This is a genomic window from Bacteroides sp. OM05-12, assembly GCF_003438995.1.
GTDB lineage: Bacteria > Bacteroidota > Bacteroidia > Bacteroidales > Bacteroidaceae > Bacteroides.
This window is the reverse complement of record NZ_QSUN01000029.1, coordinates 1-14,950: the sequence shown is the minus strand read 5'-3', so window position 1 is coordinate 14,950 and position 14,950 is coordinate 1. Positions and strand designations below refer to the sequence as shown.

Annotated in this window: 14 protein-coding genes and 1 tRNA gene; 7 read left to right on the top strand and 8 right to left on the bottom strand. The window is 39.8% G+C overall.

Going from position 1 to position 14,950, the window contains the following annotated elements:
• Positions 1-396: 396 nt before the first annotated feature.
• The gene (locus DXB63_RS15765; protein ID WP_122127359.1) at positions 397-1,995 is read left to right on the top strand and encodes an ABC-F family ATP-binding cassette domain-containing protein; all 1,599 of its coding nucleotides are present in this window, start codon (positions 397-399) and stop codon (positions 1,993-1,995) included.
• A gap of 77 nt (positions 1,996-2,072) precedes the next feature.
• On the opposite strand, the gene DXB63_RS15760 is transcribed toward DXB63_RS15765, so the two are convergent.
• Entirely contained in the window at positions 2,073-2,576 is a 504-nt protein-coding gene (locus tag DXB63_RS15760; RefSeq protein WP_122127358.1) for an RNA polymerase sigma factor, read from the bottom strand.
• Between the two features lie 228 nt (positions 2,577-2,804).
• On the opposite strand from DXB63_RS15760, the gene DXB63_RS15755 reads away from it, so the two are divergent.
• Positions 2,805-3,296, top strand: a complete 492-nt coding sequence (locus DXB63_RS15755; protein ID WP_122127357.1) for a DUF4251 domain-containing protein — start codon at positions 2,805-2,807, stop codon at positions 3,294-3,296.
• On the opposite strand, the gene DXB63_RS15750 is transcribed toward DXB63_RS15755, so the two are convergent.
• The 4 genes from DXB63_RS15750 to prfB all read right to left on the bottom strand — a co-directional run bounded on the left by DXB63_RS15750 (position 3,293) and on the right by prfB (position 6,840).
• Positions 3,293-4,585, bottom strand: a complete 1,293-nt coding sequence (locus DXB63_RS15750) for a DUF4010 domain-containing protein (protein WP_122127356.1) — start codon at positions 4,583-4,585, stop codon at positions 3,293-3,295. The genes DXB63_RS15755 and DXB63_RS15750 overlap by 4 nt on opposite strands.
• 131 nt (positions 4,586-4,716) lie before the next feature.
• The gene (locus DXB63_RS15745; RefSeq protein WP_122127355.1) at positions 4,717-5,205 is read right to left on the bottom strand and encodes a CYTH domain-containing protein; all 489 of its coding nucleotides are present in this window, start codon (positions 5,203-5,205) and stop codon (positions 4,717-4,719) included.
• Between the two features lie 73 nt (positions 5,206-5,278).
• Positions 5,279-5,410 carry a hypothetical protein gene (locus DXB63_RS18365; RefSeq protein ID WP_255420012.1) on the bottom strand — a complete coding sequence of 44 codons (132 nt, stop codon included), beginning with the start codon at positions 5,408-5,410 and terminating at the stop codon, positions 5,279-5,281.
• Positions 5,411-5,720: 310 nt separating this feature from the next.
• Positions 5,721-6,840 (bottom strand): peptide chain release factor 2 gene (prfB, locus tag DXB63_RS15740; protein WP_122127354.1). Its coding sequence is split into 2 segments (ribosomal slippage): positions 5,721-6,776 and positions 6,778-6,840, totalling 1,119 coding nucleotides; the frame shifts between segments, so codons are not numbered across the junction.
• Between the two features lie 98 nt (positions 6,841-6,938).
• Here prfB and DXB63_RS15735 point away from each other — a divergent pair.
• The 4 genes from DXB63_RS15735 to DXB63_RS15720 all read left to right on the top strand — a co-directional run bounded on the left by DXB63_RS15735 (position 6,939) and on the right by DXB63_RS15720 (position 11,070).
• Positions 6,939-7,541: a ribonuclease HII gene (locus DXB63_RS15735; protein WP_122127353.1), complete on the top strand. Its 603-nt coding sequence runs from the start codon at positions 6,939-6,941 to the stop codon at positions 7,539-7,541.
• 720 nt (positions 7,542-8,261) lie between these two features.
• Positions 8,262-9,776 (top strand): 2,3-bisphosphoglycerate-independent phosphoglycerate mutase, encoded by a 1,515-nt coding sequence (gene gpmI, locus DXB63_RS15730; protein WP_122127352.1) that lies wholly within the window; start codon positions 8,262-8,264, stop codon positions 9,774-9,776.
• Positions 9,777-9,988: 212 nt separating this feature from the next.
• Entirely contained in the window at positions 9,989-10,564 is a 576-nt protein-coding gene (locus DXB63_RS15725; RefSeq protein ID WP_122127351.1) for a DUF3109 family protein, read from the top strand.
• A 17-nt stretch (positions 10,565-10,581) separates the two neighbouring features.
• Positions 10,582-11,070 (top strand): flavodoxin domain-containing protein, encoded by a 489-nt coding sequence (locus tag DXB63_RS15720; RefSeq protein ID WP_122127350.1) that lies wholly within the window; start codon positions 10,582-10,584, stop codon positions 11,068-11,070.
• Positions 11,071-11,157: 87 nt separating this feature from the next.
• Here DXB63_RS15720 and gyrB read toward each other — a convergent pair whose 3' ends face one another.
• From gyrB to DXB63_RS15705, 3 genes are all read right to left on the bottom strand, one after another.
• Positions 11,158-13,119 carry a DNA topoisomerase (ATP-hydrolyzing) subunit B gene (gene gyrB / locus DXB63_RS15715; protein WP_122127349.1) on the bottom strand — a complete coding sequence of 654 codons (1,962 nt, stop codon included), beginning with the start codon at positions 13,117-13,119 and terminating at the stop codon, positions 11,158-11,160.
• 254 nt (positions 13,120-13,373) lie between these two features.
• Complete coding sequence (rpsT, locus tag DXB63_RS15710) at positions 13,374-13,628, bottom strand: 30S ribosomal protein S20 (RefSeq protein ID WP_122127368.1); 255 nt, start codon at positions 13,626-13,628, stop codon at positions 13,374-13,376.
• Positions 13,629-13,674: 46 nt separating this feature from the next.
• Positions 13,675-13,746 (bottom strand) — tRNA-Glu (locus tag DXB63_RS15705).
• Between the two features lie 269 nt (positions 13,747-14,015).
• Between DXB63_RS15705 and recO the strand changes: the two genes are divergently transcribed.
• Positions 14,016-14,741, top strand: coding sequence for a DNA repair protein RecO (recO, locus tag DXB63_RS15700; protein ID WP_122127348.1), 726 nt, complete (start codon positions 14,016-14,018; stop codon positions 14,739-14,741).
• Positions 14,742-14,950: the final 209 nt, after the last annotated feature.

Below are 14,950 nucleotides of genomic sequence, written 5' to 3'. Positions count from 1 at the left end.
TAAAAGATGCCTTCACTATAACCAATTGACAATCAATAACAAAAAAGTAAATCGTGATAAGGTGAAGGCAAGAAAAGTAAAATTAAAAACACGTAAAAAGCATAGAAAACTCAGCCGTAACAATGAATTCACATTCGATCCTGCGGAGAGAACAACCCAAATGATACAATAAGATTATTTTCAAAGTATATTCAGGCGGAACAAATTTTATTACTATCTTTGCGCCCAGTAAATAACATAATAACTACCGCAATGAGAATATCTGAATAAAAGGTCGGCAAATAAAGCCGATTCAAAAGATCCAATTAAAAGGATATCGGGTTTATAAAATTATTCTAAAACACTACATATTTACTTTGCTTTCAAGCAGGAATATGTGCGACTTTTATTCAGATTATGTCTATTACAATTCAAAATGTAACATATCGTCATGCGAATAATGAAACATTATTCCAAGACATTAATTTATCTATCAATAAAGGAGATAAAGTTGCCTTGACCGGAAATAACGGTTCCGGAAAATCTACATTATTGCAAATCGTCAGTGGAAATCTAAAGGCTTCCGCCGGCACAGTAATTTGCGAAAACACATCTTATTTTATACCTCAGCATTTCAGGCAATATGATCAAATGAGCATTGCAGAAGCAATCGGTATCAAACAGCAATTGGATGCATTGGGAGCGATTATAAAAGGAGACGTTTCCCCTGACAATTTCACAATACTAAATGACAACTGGGAGATAGAAGATAAAGCTCTATCGGCACTCGCTTATTGGGGCTTAGACACTTTCTCACTCAATCAAAAAATGGAATCACTAAGTGGTGGAGAAAAAACTAAAGTATTTCTTTCCGGAATAATAATACATTCTCCACATATCATTCTAATGGATGAACCGACCAATCACTTAGATAGCAAGAGCAGGCAAAAACTTTATGATTTCATCAGCAAAAGTAAAGCAACGATATTCATCGTCAGTCACGACAGGATACTTCTCAATCAAATCTCCTATATTTATGAATTAAACAAAAATGGAATAACGGCCTATGGAGGTAATTATGAATTTTATAAAAATGAAAAAGATAAAACACTTAACTCTTTACAAGAGAAACTGATCAGTCAAGAAAAAGAATTGCGAATGGCACGTAAAGAAGCGAGAACAATAGCCGAGCGCAAGCAAAAGCAAGATATAAGAGGAGAGAAAGCCAATTTAAAGAAAAGAATTTCCAGAATGGCTATGAATACTCTACAAGACAAGGCCGAGAAAAGTAGTTCCAAACTTAAGGAAGTACATGCAGAGAAACAGGAAGATATCCGCCAAAACATATCAAGGTTACGGGATAAATTACCTGATATAGCACAAATGAAAATCAATTTCAGTTCCTCGGAATTGCACATTGGAAGAATTCTCATTACAGCAGAAAAGGTCAATTTCACTTATGAAAAGGAAATGTTATGGAACGAACCGTTAACTTTTCAAATTAAAAGTGGCGACCGCATTGCCATTGAAGGAGAAAATGGAGCAGGAAAAACAACATTACTACATTTGATTACCGGTAAAATCACACCAAGCACAGGAAAACTACAGCGTGCCAAACAAAATTTTGTATATATCGATCAGGAATATTCCATTATCGATGATAATCTTAATATATACGAGCAGGCCCAACATTTCAATGTACGTCATTTACCGGAGCATGAAATTAAAATGATTCTCAATCGGTTCTTGTTTCCTCTGACTACTTGGGATAAGCACTGTAAAAGTCTCAGCGGAGGAGAAAAAATGAGATTGGCTTTGTGCTGCCTGATGATTAACAACAATACTCCGGATATTTTTATTCTGGATGAACCAACTAATAACATAGACATACAAAATATTGAGATTATCACAGCTACAATCAAAGATTATCAAGGTACAGTGTTGGTTATTTCGCATGATGAATACTTTCAAAAAGAAATCGGAATCCAAGAAAGAATAAAACTGATAAAGAAATAATGAACAAAGAAGACAGATAAAAAGTGGGACCTCCCTAGAGAAGCCCCACTACATTTATTGTAAACCCAAATCACGATTTACGCAAAATCTTTTAATTGTATTTGTAATTTCTGTCTGGTAAAGAAGATTCTACTTTTCACTGTACCCAAAGGTAAATTCAACTTATCTGCAATCTCACGGTACTTAAAACCTGAAACATACATGGCAAACGGAATGCGATAATCTTTAGGTAAAGCATTTACCACTTTATGTATTTCTTTCATATCATAAGCACTTTCGGTACTATCGAAACCGGAGTCCTGAGGCATATTTAAATGATAAAGATTGTCAGTCTGGTCTACAAACGTCTGGTCACGGACTACTTTCCTGTAATTATTGATAAAAATATTACGCATAATAGTGTACATCCAACCTTTGAAATTTGTATCCGGGGTATATTTATCTTCATTATCTAAAGCCTTTAATGAGGTTTCTTGCAGTAAATCATTTGCTTCCTCACGATCTGCTGTTAGTTTATAAGCAAAACGAAGAAGTTCACTCTGTATATTCAATAGGTCCTGAGTAAAATTAAATGTTTTCATATCTGCTCTTTTTTATAATTAGTAATTAAAATTTCTTTTGTTTGATGATGCAATATTACGCATAGAACATGAGAAGAAAGGACCAAAATCAGGCGTTTGAAGGGGTAAAAACTGACAATTGATAGTTTTTCCCCCTCAAAATATCAGTTTTTAGGTGTAATTAAGTTGTCCCCGACATCATATTTATTGTTATCTTTGTGTTAATACTAATAAAAAAGGAGGTTAGTCATGAAATCCATTAAGCTAATTTTATCCCTGTGCTTCATTTGTATCATAAGCATACAGACTATTTCTGCACAAGACAGTAAAAAAGACAAAAAAGAAGAAATAGCACAGCAAGTGAGAAAAGCCATCGACTCTAATCATTATAAATTAGAAATAGATAGAATGTTACCGATGTCCGGCCCCTCTAAAGACTTGACTTCCGAATATTCCATTGAGATAAAGAATGATTCTGTATTCTCACGTTTACCTTATTTCGGCAGGGCATACAACATTCCTTATGGCGGCGGCAACGGATTAATATTCAATGCTCCTTTAAATGAGTATATCGCCCAATATCACAAGAAAGGAAAAGTGGAAATTAAATTTGTAACACGTAGTGAAGAAGATAAATTCACTTTTCATATCACGATTTTCCCAAATGCTTCTGCTTCCGTTAATGTGAACTCGACCAATAGACAACCGATTTCTTATTATGGGAAATTATCGGTAGATTAGATATAAAAAAATATCAGCATAGCGGCATTTACAGAAATAACAAGTCCGAATCCCCTTAAAAGATGCGGAATAAGTTCCTTACGGTGATTAGAGAAGAAGATGGCGTAAAACATATTCACCACAATGTTACTGATAATCGCCTGCATGGTACAGGCAGCAATGATAAAGGCAGCAATTGTGTTTGTTTCTTGAAGCAAATTCAGGATAAAGGGAGTAATATCGCTTAAGCCTGCCACGAAAGACAAGACATTAAGCCCGCTTGTCCCTGCATATATCAGCGTGTAGTGCGTAATAACGGTAAATGCGACGAACAGCCCCGCAAAAATCAGTGCTACTTTAAACTCCAACGGATTATTCTCTGTAGTTTCCTCCTCTATTTCTTCCAAAGCGCCCGTCGCCTGTGTACGACGATGTAAAAGCAAGGCAATAGCTGCCGTCACCAAAGCCATAATCAGCAAATAAGGATAGATAACTATGAATATCTCCTTACTGAATATCAAAATCAGAATCATGAAGCGCAAGTACATCATACTTACGGCAAGCAGCATTGCCGCCACGTATTCAGGAATTTCCGGTGCTTTTACCAGCTTGCACTTTCTTGCCAGAATGGAGATAGTTGCCGTGCTGCTATACAAACCGCCTACGATTCCGGAAACCAAGATTCCGGATTGGTGAAAGACATAGCGTTTCAAGAGGTAGGAAAGGTAGGAGATGCCGGAAACGACTACTGTTGCCAGCCAAATCGTGTAGGGCGTCAGGTTGATTCCGGGAATGAAATTCTCATTAGGGAGCATCGGCAGGATGATACCGCTAATGGCAAGAAACTTTGCCAACGTTATCATTTCATCATTTTGCATACGTTGCACCAATTCCGTGAACGTATGTTTCATTTCCGTAAACAGGAGTACCGTTACCACCACCATCACGTAAAACCACGATGGCTGGGTGCTCACAATGGGGGCAAGGCAGTAAGTAATCAGTGCAATGATAATGGTAGTTACCCCAAAGACATGAAAACTCAATTGTTTGACGTAATAATTTATCCCGAGCAAGATGCCCAAGATCAATCCGCCACCCATAAACAGGTGCATCTCCACAGGGTCGAGAATATAAAGCAGATAACCCAGCATTCCGATGAAAGTAAACGTTCGGTCGGTCCCGAAAAGCGTGGTCTCCCCCTCCCGTTTCAGGCTAAGCCGACGAATGGACAGCCCGATGAGCAGGGAAAACAGCGTCACTAACACAAATGTGACTAATTCATGCGGAAGATATTCATACAGCTTTTCCATTTACTTTCTCTTTTCTTAAATACGGCTGAAATAAATAAGAGGTTTCGTTCTTTAAATCTCCGGACACTTCTCCCAACTCCTAAAACGGGGCTTCCTTTTCATTTGTTCCGACGAGGCGGCAGAAATGTTTTTTACTCCGTATCCTTTGGCTTTTTCCATTGCTTAAAGGGATATTGCATCAGGGCCGAGTTATAGAAACGCGGATCTCCCGTTACTTCTTCCCCGATAAATCCGGGCTTTTCAAAGGATTCTTCTTCGTGCAGCAATTCTATTTCCGCTAGCGTCAGTCCCTCGTTATCGCCATGAAACTCGTCTACTTCCCATATATGTTCGCCATATTTTACTAGATAACGGGTTTTATCGATCATCCCGGGCAAACAGAGCTTCATCAATTCGAATGCATCTTCCAACGGGATGTTTTGCTCCCATTCATAACGGCTTGTGCCGGATGGGTTGGTCGGTCCCTTTATAGTAAGGTAGCCTTTTTTATCGCGTATCCTTACTCGCACCGTGCGCCCGGACATACTACAAATATACCCTTGCACGATTCGGCTTGCCGAGAATGCTTGTTCTTTATATTCTCCGCTGACGAGAAATTTCCGTTCGATCTCTTGTGCCATTTGCTCTGATTTATTCGATAAAAAGAAAAAACGGAGCAATGTTCTTATCGATAAACTGCTCCGTTGTAATGCTTTATCCGAAGAAAGACATACCCAGCATCAATAACAGCCCAAGCACTATCAGGGAAATAAAAATAATCTTGATGACTTTATTGGCTTGCTCTTCTTCTTTCTTACTGTGTTTCACTTTATTCTTATTACTCATAACCATTTTGGATTTAAGTTTAACCTCTTGCTAACTACATCCAAAAATACGAATAAAATATAAGATTGCAAATTATTGAAAGGGATTTTCATTTCTTTTGCACGTGCAAAAGAAACGAAACAAAGAAAAAACGCCGGCTACCGCTACGAAGCTAAACTCGCGGTCGCTTTCCTAAACAAAACCAAACGCAGCCCTTCGGGCTTTGAACGAGGTTTTGTTCTTAACGGAAAACAACCGCGAGTTCTTTACGCTTCTCCACTAAAGGCCGGAAATTCTTTGGGGAACCTCGCTGCGCATCGGGGGGAATGCCTTATACCTCTCCTTCGGCGGAAAATTCCATCAGGTATGCTTTGATGAAATCATCGATCTTACCATCCATCACCCCGTTCACGTCGGAGGTCTGGTAATTGGTACGGTGGTCTTTCACGCGGCGGTCGTCGAAGACGTAGCTGCGGATTTGCGAACCCCACTCGATTTTTTTCTTGCCTGCCTCTACCTTTGCCTGCTCTGCCATACGATGTTGCAACTCTTTGTCGTAAAGAATGGAGCGCAGTTGCCTCATGGCGTTTTCCTTGTTCTTAGGCTGGTCGCGCGTTTCGGTATTTTCTATGAGAATCTCTTCCTCTTCGCCCGTGTAGGGGTCTTTATATTGGTAACGGAGACGCACACCAGACTCTACCTTGTTGACGTTCTGACCTCCGGCCCCGCCTGAACGGAACGTATCCCAGGAGATGCATGCCGGAAGGATGTTCACTTCGATCGTATCGTCTACCAACGGAGTCACGAAAACGGATGCGAAGGAGGTCATACGCTTCCCTTGCGCATTGAAGGGGGATACGCGGACAAGGCGGTGAACACCGTTTTCCCCTTTCAGATAACCGTAGGCATAATCGCCCTCTATCTCCATCGTGACGCTCTTGATGCCGGCTTCATCACCATCTTGCAGGTTGGAGATAGCGAGCTTATAGCCGTGTGTTTCCGCCCAGCGCATGTACATCCGCATCAGCATGGACGACCAGTCCTGACTTTCCGTACCACCCGCGCCGGAGTTTATCTTGAGCACGCACGCCATCTGGTCGGCCTCCTCGCGGAGCATGTTCTTCAGCTCCAGATTCTCCACTGCGGCAAGGGTTTTGGCATAGGCTTCGTCTACCTCCGCTTCGGTGACGAGTTCGTCCTTGTAGAAGTCAATCGACAATTCCAGCTCGTCGGCAAGGGTTTTCACTTCATTGTAGCCTTCTATCCACTTCTGCAGATTTTTTACTTTGCGCATCTGTGCTTCGGCCGCCTTCTGATCGTCCCAGAAGCCGGGCGCATGCGTTCTTAACTGTTCTTCTTCGACTTGTATGAGTTTCGAGTCGATGTCAAAGATACCTCCTCAGCGCATCTGTGCGCTCTTTCACGTCTTTAAATTGTTCGATTGTAATCATTTTCTTTTCTATTTTTCGCGATGCAAAGATAGGATTTTCGGATGGATTTTTCGTATTTTTGCCTGCCAAAGAAGTGATCTATATAAAAGGAGGGAAAAATGCTGTTACCTTATATGACTGCCGGACGTGTGGAGGCCGGATGCGACGAAGCGGGACGCGGATGCCTTGCGGGAGCGGTTTATGCTGCCGCCGTGATACTGCCGCAGGATTTCCGCAATGAATTGCTGAATGATTCGAAGCAGCTCACCGAGAAGCAACGCTACGCACTGCGCAAAGTGATAGAACGGGAGGCGTTGGCATGGTGCGTCGGCATTGTCACGCCGGAGGAAATCGACAAGATTAATATCCTGAATGCTTCTTTCCTTGCCATGCACCGGGCGGTGGACGGGCTGACGGTGCAGCCGGAGCACTTGCTGATAGACGGCAACCGCTTCCGTGCTTACCCCGGCATACCGCATACGACGATGGTGAAAGGCGACGGGAAATACCTTTCGATAGCGGCGGCTTCCGTGCTCGCCAAGACGTATCGCGATGATTATATGAACAGTCTCCACCGGGAATTTCCGCTTTACGACTGGGATCACAACAAAGGCTATCCCACGAAAAAGCACCGCGCCGCCATCCAAGCGCACGGTACGACGCCTTATCACCGGATGACGTTTAATTTATTGGGCGACGGACAGCTGGAACTGGCGTTCTGACATAAAAAAAGCTCGGGCGCAAAGGGCTTGCGACACCGAGTGCTCTGTCTTTTTAACTGTACTGAGAATGGAACTTCATGTAAAGACTTCTTTGCTTCTGAAGAGAGATGAAATAAGAATAACTATCTCTTTCTTTATACACTCTCAGAGCAATGATTACCTATAAGTTTCATCCTTCAGTTTACCGATTCTGTATTGATATATAGCGAGTTATCCTGAAAGATGGAATCATTCAGCAAGATTTCAGATACAATTTATTAGCTGAATCTTTTTTCGGAGAAAGGTTCAGGATAATAAACTGATAATCAATCATAAATTAGTAAGCTGAAAGATTGAAGGCTGTTTGAGAGCAATTCGTTTTTTATACCGTTTTTTCCTACAAACACCTCGATGTTTTTTAAAAACATCAGGTCGATTGAAAAAAACATCAGTACGTTTGATGACAAACATACGGTCGATTGAAAACAAAGGTGCGGTCCTTCATTCACGAACTCCTATCGTTTGCAATCAATCGTATGCCGAACAGTCGAAGGCATAAAATCGCAAACCGCAGATGACAAAATCCGGCAAAACATCTCACTCCTCCGGAACTTAACATAGATTAAAACTTTCTATACCTCAATCAACGGATTCTATTCCGGCCGATAGAACATGATAAGCATCTTTTTCGTACCTTTGCAGACGAAAAACAGCATATATAATTTAAACAAAATATAGATTATGAGTAAGAAAGCGCTTTTAATGATTCTTGACGGTTGGGGAATAGGCGACCACAAGAAAGATGATGTCATCTTCAACACTCCGACTCCTTATTGGGACTATCTGTTGAAAACATATCCGCACTCAGAGCTACAAGCCAGCGGCGAGAACGTAGGTTTGCCCGACGGACAAATGGGTAACTCCGAAGTAGGTCACCTGAATATCGGAGCCGGACGCGTAGTTTATCAGGATTTGGTAAAAATCAATCGTGCCTGTGCTGACAATAGTATCCTGAAAAATCCGGAGATCGTTTCAGCTTTCACTTATGCAAAAGAGAACGGCAAAAGCGTTCACTTCATGGGGTTGACTTCAGACGGAGGTGTGCACAGCTCACTCGACCATCTTTTCAAGCTCTGCGACATTGCAAAGGAATACAATATCGAAAATACTTTCATTCATTGTTTCATGGATGGTCGTGACACCGATCCCAAAAGCGGTAAAGGCTTCATCGAACAGCTAAACGCACATTGCCAGAAAAGCGCAGGAAAGATAGCTTCCGTCATCGGCCGCTACTATGCAATGGATCGCGATAAACGTTGGGAACGTGTAAAAGAGGCTTATGACTTATTGGTCAACGGTACCGGCAAAAAGGCAAACTGTATGGTTCAGGCAATGCAGGAGTCTTATGACGAAGGTGTAACCGACGAATTCATCAAACCAATCGTCAATGCCGGCGTAGACGGAAGAATCAAAGAAGGCGACGTAGTTATCTTCTTCAATTACCGTAATGACCGCGCAAAAGAACTAACAGTTGTACTAACCCAGCAAGATATGCCGGAAGCAGGAATGCATACCGTTCCTAACCTGCAATATTACTGCATGACTCCTTATGACGCATCTTTCAAAGGCGTACATATCATTTTCGACAAGGAAAATGTTTCCAACACACTGGGAGAGTTCATTGCATCAAAAGGCTTGAAGCAACTGCATATCGCTGAAACAGAAAAGTACGCGCACGTAACGTTCTTCTTCAACGGCGGACGCGAAACTCCTTATGATAATGAAGACCGTATCCTCGTTCCTTCTCCAAAAGTAGCCACTTATGACTTAAAGCCAGAGATGAGCGTTTATGAGGTAAAAGACAAATTAGTCGACGCCATCAATGAAAACAAATACGATTTTATTGTAGTAAACTACGCTAATGGTGATATGGTAGGCCATACAGGTGTATATGAAGCAATAGAAAAAGCTGTCATCGCCGTTGATGCTTGCGTTAAAGACGTCATCGAAGCAGCTAAGGCACAAGGCTACGAAGCAATAATCATTGCAGACCACGGAAATGCAGATCATGCATTAAACGAAGACGGTACTCCGAACACTGCTCACTCTTTAAATCCTGTTCCATGTGTTTATGTGACAGACAACAAAGATGCTCAGGTAGAAAACGGACGCCTCGCCGATGTTGCCCCATCTATCTTAAAGATTATAGGATTAACCCAACCGGCAGAAATGACAGGAAAAGTTTTGATAAAATAATCGTTATCATATATCTTATTAAAGGCGGGGCATCCCGCCTTTTTTTATTCTACATTATACCAAAAACAAATTCCCGATTAAGGACTTTATCCCGCATTATTACCAACCTTCACCTAGATTCTTTAAAAAAGACAAATAGCCGATATTCCTTTTTACATCAAAAATAATTCCGTATTTTTGTTTGCATAAAAAGAAAATATAAAGACTGATATATGGTACAAATCGATGATGTTATAGTGTCATTTGATATATTTAAAGAAAAGTTCTATTGTGATATCAATGCTTGCAAAGGAGAATGCTGCATTGAAGGTGATGCCGGTGCGCCTTTAGAAAGCAAAGAAGTGGAGCTACTAGAAAAAGTTCTCCCTGCAATTTGGGATGATTTGTCCGATGAAGCAAAGGATATTATCAATAAACAAGGTGTTTGTTATAAAGACGTTGACGGAGATTTGGTTACTTCCATCGTTAATGGCAAAGATTGTGTTTTCACTTGTTATGATGATAAAGGCTATTGCCTATGTGCAATAGAGAAAGCATACAGAAACGGTAAAACTAACTTTTATAAGCCCATTTCCTGTCACCTTTATCCTATTAGAGTTGGCAAATATGGACCTTATAAAGCCTTAAATTACCATCGTTGGAATGTATGTAAAGCAGCTGTTTTGCTAGGAGAAAAAAAGAACACCCCTATCTATAAATTTTTAAAAGAACCACTTATACGGAGTTTCGGTGAAGAATGGTATACAGAATTAGAAATTGCCGCCAAAGAGCTGGAAGGGAAAATATAAAATCAAATACATAACTTATGGAAACACTGATCATTTATTTATCCAAACATGGTACAGCCCAAAAAGCCAGCAGGTTAATCCAAAAATTCCTGTCACCGGATAATAATGTTACGACAATAAATTTATCGCACGACAATGTTCCTGAGTTGTCTAATTATGACCGAATTATAATAGGTACTTCCATATACGTAGGAAAAGGAAGACGCTCATTTGCCAAGTTTTGTACAAATGAGTACATCAACTTATTCGCACACAAAGATTTAGGTTTATTCCTGTGCGGCTTGGAAGAAGATTATCAAAAACAACAAAAAGAATTGGAGAGTGTGTTCTCCGAAAGGCTTTTACGCCATGCTAAAGCAAAAGCCTTTGTAGGTGGAGAGATTATAATATCTAAATTAAATTGTCTGGAACGCCTGACTGTCAGAACCATATTAAAAATAACAACAGATGTTTCTACTCTTGACGAAAATATTATTGAAGAATTCGTCAGGAAGATGGAAAAATAAAAGAAGAACCGACACAAGAAAGAGTTTCTTTCTGCGCCGGTTCTTTTCCTTGTAAGATGTGAGGTTGGTTAATTAAATTTATAATTACTATGCATCGATATTTGCATAGGTTGCATGTTTTTCTATAAAATCACGACGCGGACCTACATCATCTCCCATCAACATGGAGAATATATAATCCACCTCCGCTGCATTCTCTATCGTTACTTGCTTCAAGATACGTGTTTCCGGGTTCATGGTTGTTTCCCAAAGTTGCTCCGGATTCATTTCACCCAAACCTTTGTAACGTTGCGTATGAATTCCATTTTCTGTGCCGTCGCCATAAGTCTGCATAAAACGGATACGATCCTCTTCAGTGTAGCAATATTCTTTCACCTTTCCTTTTGTGCAAAGATATAGCGGTGGATTGGCAATATATAAATGCCCTCCCTGAATCAGTTCCGGCATATAACGGAAAAATAAAGTCATAATAAGCGTGTCAATGTGAGAACCATCGACATCGGCATCGGTCATAATAATAATCTTATTATAACGGAGCTTTTCTATATTAGCAGCTTTACTATTCTCATCATCAACACCAAAACGAACACCCAGAGCCTGAATGATATTGTTTACTTCATCACTTTCAAATGCCTTATGCCACATTGCTTTCTCTACATTCAAGATCTTTCCTCTCAGTGGCAGGATAGCTTGATAAGCACGACTACGTCCTTGTTTTGCAGAACCACCGGCAGAGTCACCCTCAACGAGGAATAATTCGCACTTCTCCGGATCTTTATCTGAGCAGTCAGCCAGTTTACCGGGAAGCCCGCCTCCACCCATCGGGCTCTTACGCTGCACTGATTCACGAGCCTTACGGGCTGCAATACGTGCGGTAGCAGCAAGAATTACTTTATCAACAACCAATTTGGCTTCTTTAGGATGTTCTTCCAAGTAATTAGAAAGTGCTTCACCAACAGCTTGGTCTACAGCTCCCATTACCTCATTGTTGCCCAACTTCGTTTTAGTCTGACCTTCAAACTGCGGCTCGGCTACTTTAATAGAAATAACGGCAGTTAAACCTTCACGGAAATCTTCACCGGAGATTTCTATTTTTGCTCTTTCCAATGCCTTACTATCTTCCGCATACTTCTTTAATGTACGTGTAAGAGCACGACGGAAACCGGCCAAATGAGTACCGCCTTCTATTGTATTGATATTATTCACATAAGAATGGATATTTTCGTTATATGAAGTATTGTACATAATAGCCACTTCAATGGGAATATTCTGCTTCTCAGTATTTAAATAAATAACATCCGGAATCAAATGCTCACGGGAAGAATCGATAAACTGAACAAATTCTTTCAAACCTTCAGAAGAATAGAAAGTTTCTGTTTTATAACTACCGTCTTCTTCCAACTCTCTTTTATCGGTTAGGGTTATACGTAATCCTGCATTCAAGAAAGCAAGTTCACGCATACGAGATGCAAGAATGTCATACTTGTATTCTAACTCGGTAAAAATCGAACCATCAGGCCAAAAAGTCTGACGCGTACCTGTTTTATCAGACACACCAACTTCCTTGACAGCATACAAAGGTTTTCCACATTCATATTCTTGCTGATAAACTTTTCCGTTTCTTTCAACTTGCGTAGTCATGTGTATAGAAAGCGCATTCACACAAGATACACCGACACCGTGCAAACCTCCGGATACTTTATAAGAACCTTTATCAAATTTACCACCGGCGTGTAATACCGTCATAACAACTTCAAGTGCCGATTTCTGTTCTTTCTCATGAAAATCTACCGGAATACCACGTCCGTTATCCTGAACCGTAATGGAATTATCTTCATTGATGGCAACTTCAATATGGGTACAATAGCCGGCTAAGGCTTCGTCAATAGAGTTATCCACCACCTCATAAACCAAATGGTGCAGTCCCTTCTGACTAATATCACCGATATACATTGCCGGACGCTTTCTTACGGCTTCCAGTCCTTCAAGTACCTGAATACTATCCGCCGAATATGAACCTTCTTTTTCCTTAATTTCTTCTTCAGTCATCTTTAAATATGCTATTTATATTATTCTTATTTATAGGCATTTAGTCAGTAACAGAATGCATTTAATGCCAGGCAGTAAAACAGAACAAAAATAACAAAAAAAGTTGGTATTCAAGGCATCTTTTATTGAAAAAATCAACTAGATGTGTTAAAAGAAACAGAGGAGGCGGAATTGAATAGATATATGTATAAACACAAAAGACCGGATTAAATAATCCAGTCTCTAATATATCATAAAAAGATAATTCTAACTAATTAAGCAAGCTTATTAATATAAATAGCAAGCTTAGATTTCAAGTTTGAAGCCTTATTCTTATGAATGATGTTTACTTTTGCCAATTTATCAAGCATTTTTGTAATACTTGGATACATAGCTACAGCTTCTGCCTTGTCAGTAGTAGAACGAAGCTTACGAACAGCATTTCTCATGGTCTTACCATAATATCTGTTATGCAGTCTTCTTTTCTCTTCTTGTCTGATTCTCTTGATTGATGATTTATGATTTGCCATCTCGACTAATCTTTTTTTATTCTTTATAAATAATTCGTTTAACTTGTAGCCCGTGGGGGAATCGAACCCCCCTTTCAAGAATGAAAATCTTGCGTCCTAACCGATAGACGAACGGGCCATCCTATGTGAAGCATTTCTGCTCTGCTTAAGAAGAGGTTTATTTCTCTTTAGCGGGTGCAAATATAGAGACTATTTTCGAATTACCAAAACATTCATAAGAAAAAATTTAATCCAATTCTATTTCTTTATTAAACAACATTATAAATACCACTGAATATCAATAATTTGAACCAACATTTAGGGAGCATGAACTTTATTAATTTCTTTCAGAGGCTTGTCCTTTGACACTTTTTTCGTAGTTTTGCTACACCTTATTATATATAGAATATGTACCAAAAAACAACGGGGATTGTATTACATACTATAAAATACAACGATACTTCCATCATCGTTGATATTTATACGGAAAGAAATGGACGTATGTCCTTTCTTGTTACGATCCCCCGTACTAGAAAGGCAGCTATAAAAACGGTGTTATTCCAACCGCTCTCCATTATCGAATTTGAAGTTGATTATCGTCCGAATGCCAATTTAAATCGAATCAAAGAAGTGAAACTGTCTTATCCATTTAAATCCGTACCGTATCATCCTCATAAATCAGCCATAGCTCTTTTTATTGCAGAATTCCTTTACAGGGCATTGCGGGAAGAAGCGGAAAATGCGCCCTTATTTGCCTATTTATCTAATTCGATTCAATGGCTGGATGAGTGTAAGCATGATTTCGCCAATTTCCACCTTGTTTTTCTCATTCGTCTATCCCGTTTTCTCGGTCTGTACCCGAATACAGAAGGCTATCATAACGGAGATTACTTTGACCTGCTAAATGCTTGTTTTACATCCGGCCGTCCTTTTCATAATTCATTTATTCTACCGCAAGAAGCTCATAATTTGTTACAACTAATGCGCATGAACTATGAAACGATGCATTTATTTGCTATGAATAGAACGGAACGAAATGAGTGCCTTTCTATTATCAATGACTACTATCGGCTGCATCTGCCGGACTTTCCAATCTTGAAATCAATCTCCGTACTGCAGGAATTGTTTGATTAAAGGTAATTTATTACGAAATAAAGCAAAATAGAAATTGTATTCATCTTACCTTCACTTATCACTATTTACTTCTTTACAACTAATTATCAATCAGTTACAGTGAAGGCACTTTTTTAAAACTGATAGTTATAGCAATTAAAAATTGAAAGCTTGTATCGTCCTGTTTTTGGTTGACTGGTTAAACTTAATAATCCTACTATAGGTTGTCT

Coding starts and splice junctions, on each gene's coding strand:
- DXB63_RS15720 (WP_122127350.1), top strand. CDS start 10,582: ATGGAAACACTGATCATTTATTTATCCAAACATGGTACAGCCCAAAAA.
- recO (WP_122127348.1), top strand. CDS start 14,016: ATGTACCAAAAAACAACGGGGATTGTATTACATACTATAAAATACAAC.
- DXB63_RS18365 (WP_255420012.1), bottom strand. CDS start 5,410: ATGAGTAATAAGAATAAAGTGAAACACAGTAAGAAAGAAGAAGAGCAA.
- DXB63_RS15735 (WP_122127353.1), top strand. CDS start 6,939: ATGCTGTTACCTTATATGACTGCCGGACGTGTGGAGGCCGGATGCGAC.
- gpmI (WP_122127352.1), top strand. CDS start 8,262: ATGAGTAAGAAAGCGCTTTTAATGATTCTTGACGGTTGGGGAATAGGC.
- DXB63_RS15760 (WP_122127358.1), bottom strand. CDS start 2,576: ATGAAAACATTTAATTTTACTCAGGACCTATTGAATATACAGAGTGAA.
- DXB63_RS15745 (WP_122127355.1), bottom strand. CDS start 5,205: ATGGCACAAGAGATCGAACGGAAATTTCTCGTCAGCGGAGAATATAAA.
- DXB63_RS15755 (WP_122127357.1), top strand. CDS start 2,805: ATGAAATCCATTAAGCTAATTTTATCCCTGTGCTTCATTTGTATCATA.
- DXB63_RS15765 (WP_122127359.1), top strand. CDS start 397: ATGTCTATTACAATTCAAAATGTAACATATCGTCATGCGAATAATGAA.
- rpsT (WP_122127368.1), bottom strand. CDS start 13,628: ATGGCAAATCATAAATCATCAATCAAGAGAATCAGACAAGAAGAGAAA.
- DXB63_RS15750 (WP_122127356.1), bottom strand. CDS start 4,585: ATGGAAAAGCTGTATGAATATCTTCCGCATGAATTAGTCACATTTGTG.
- DXB63_RS15725 (WP_122127351.1), top strand. CDS start 9,989: ATGGTACAAATCGATGATGTTATAGTGTCATTTGATATATTTAAAGAA.
- gyrB (WP_122127349.1), bottom strand. CDS start 13,119: ATGACTGAAGAAGAAATTAAGGAAAAAGAAGGTTCATATTCGGCGGAT.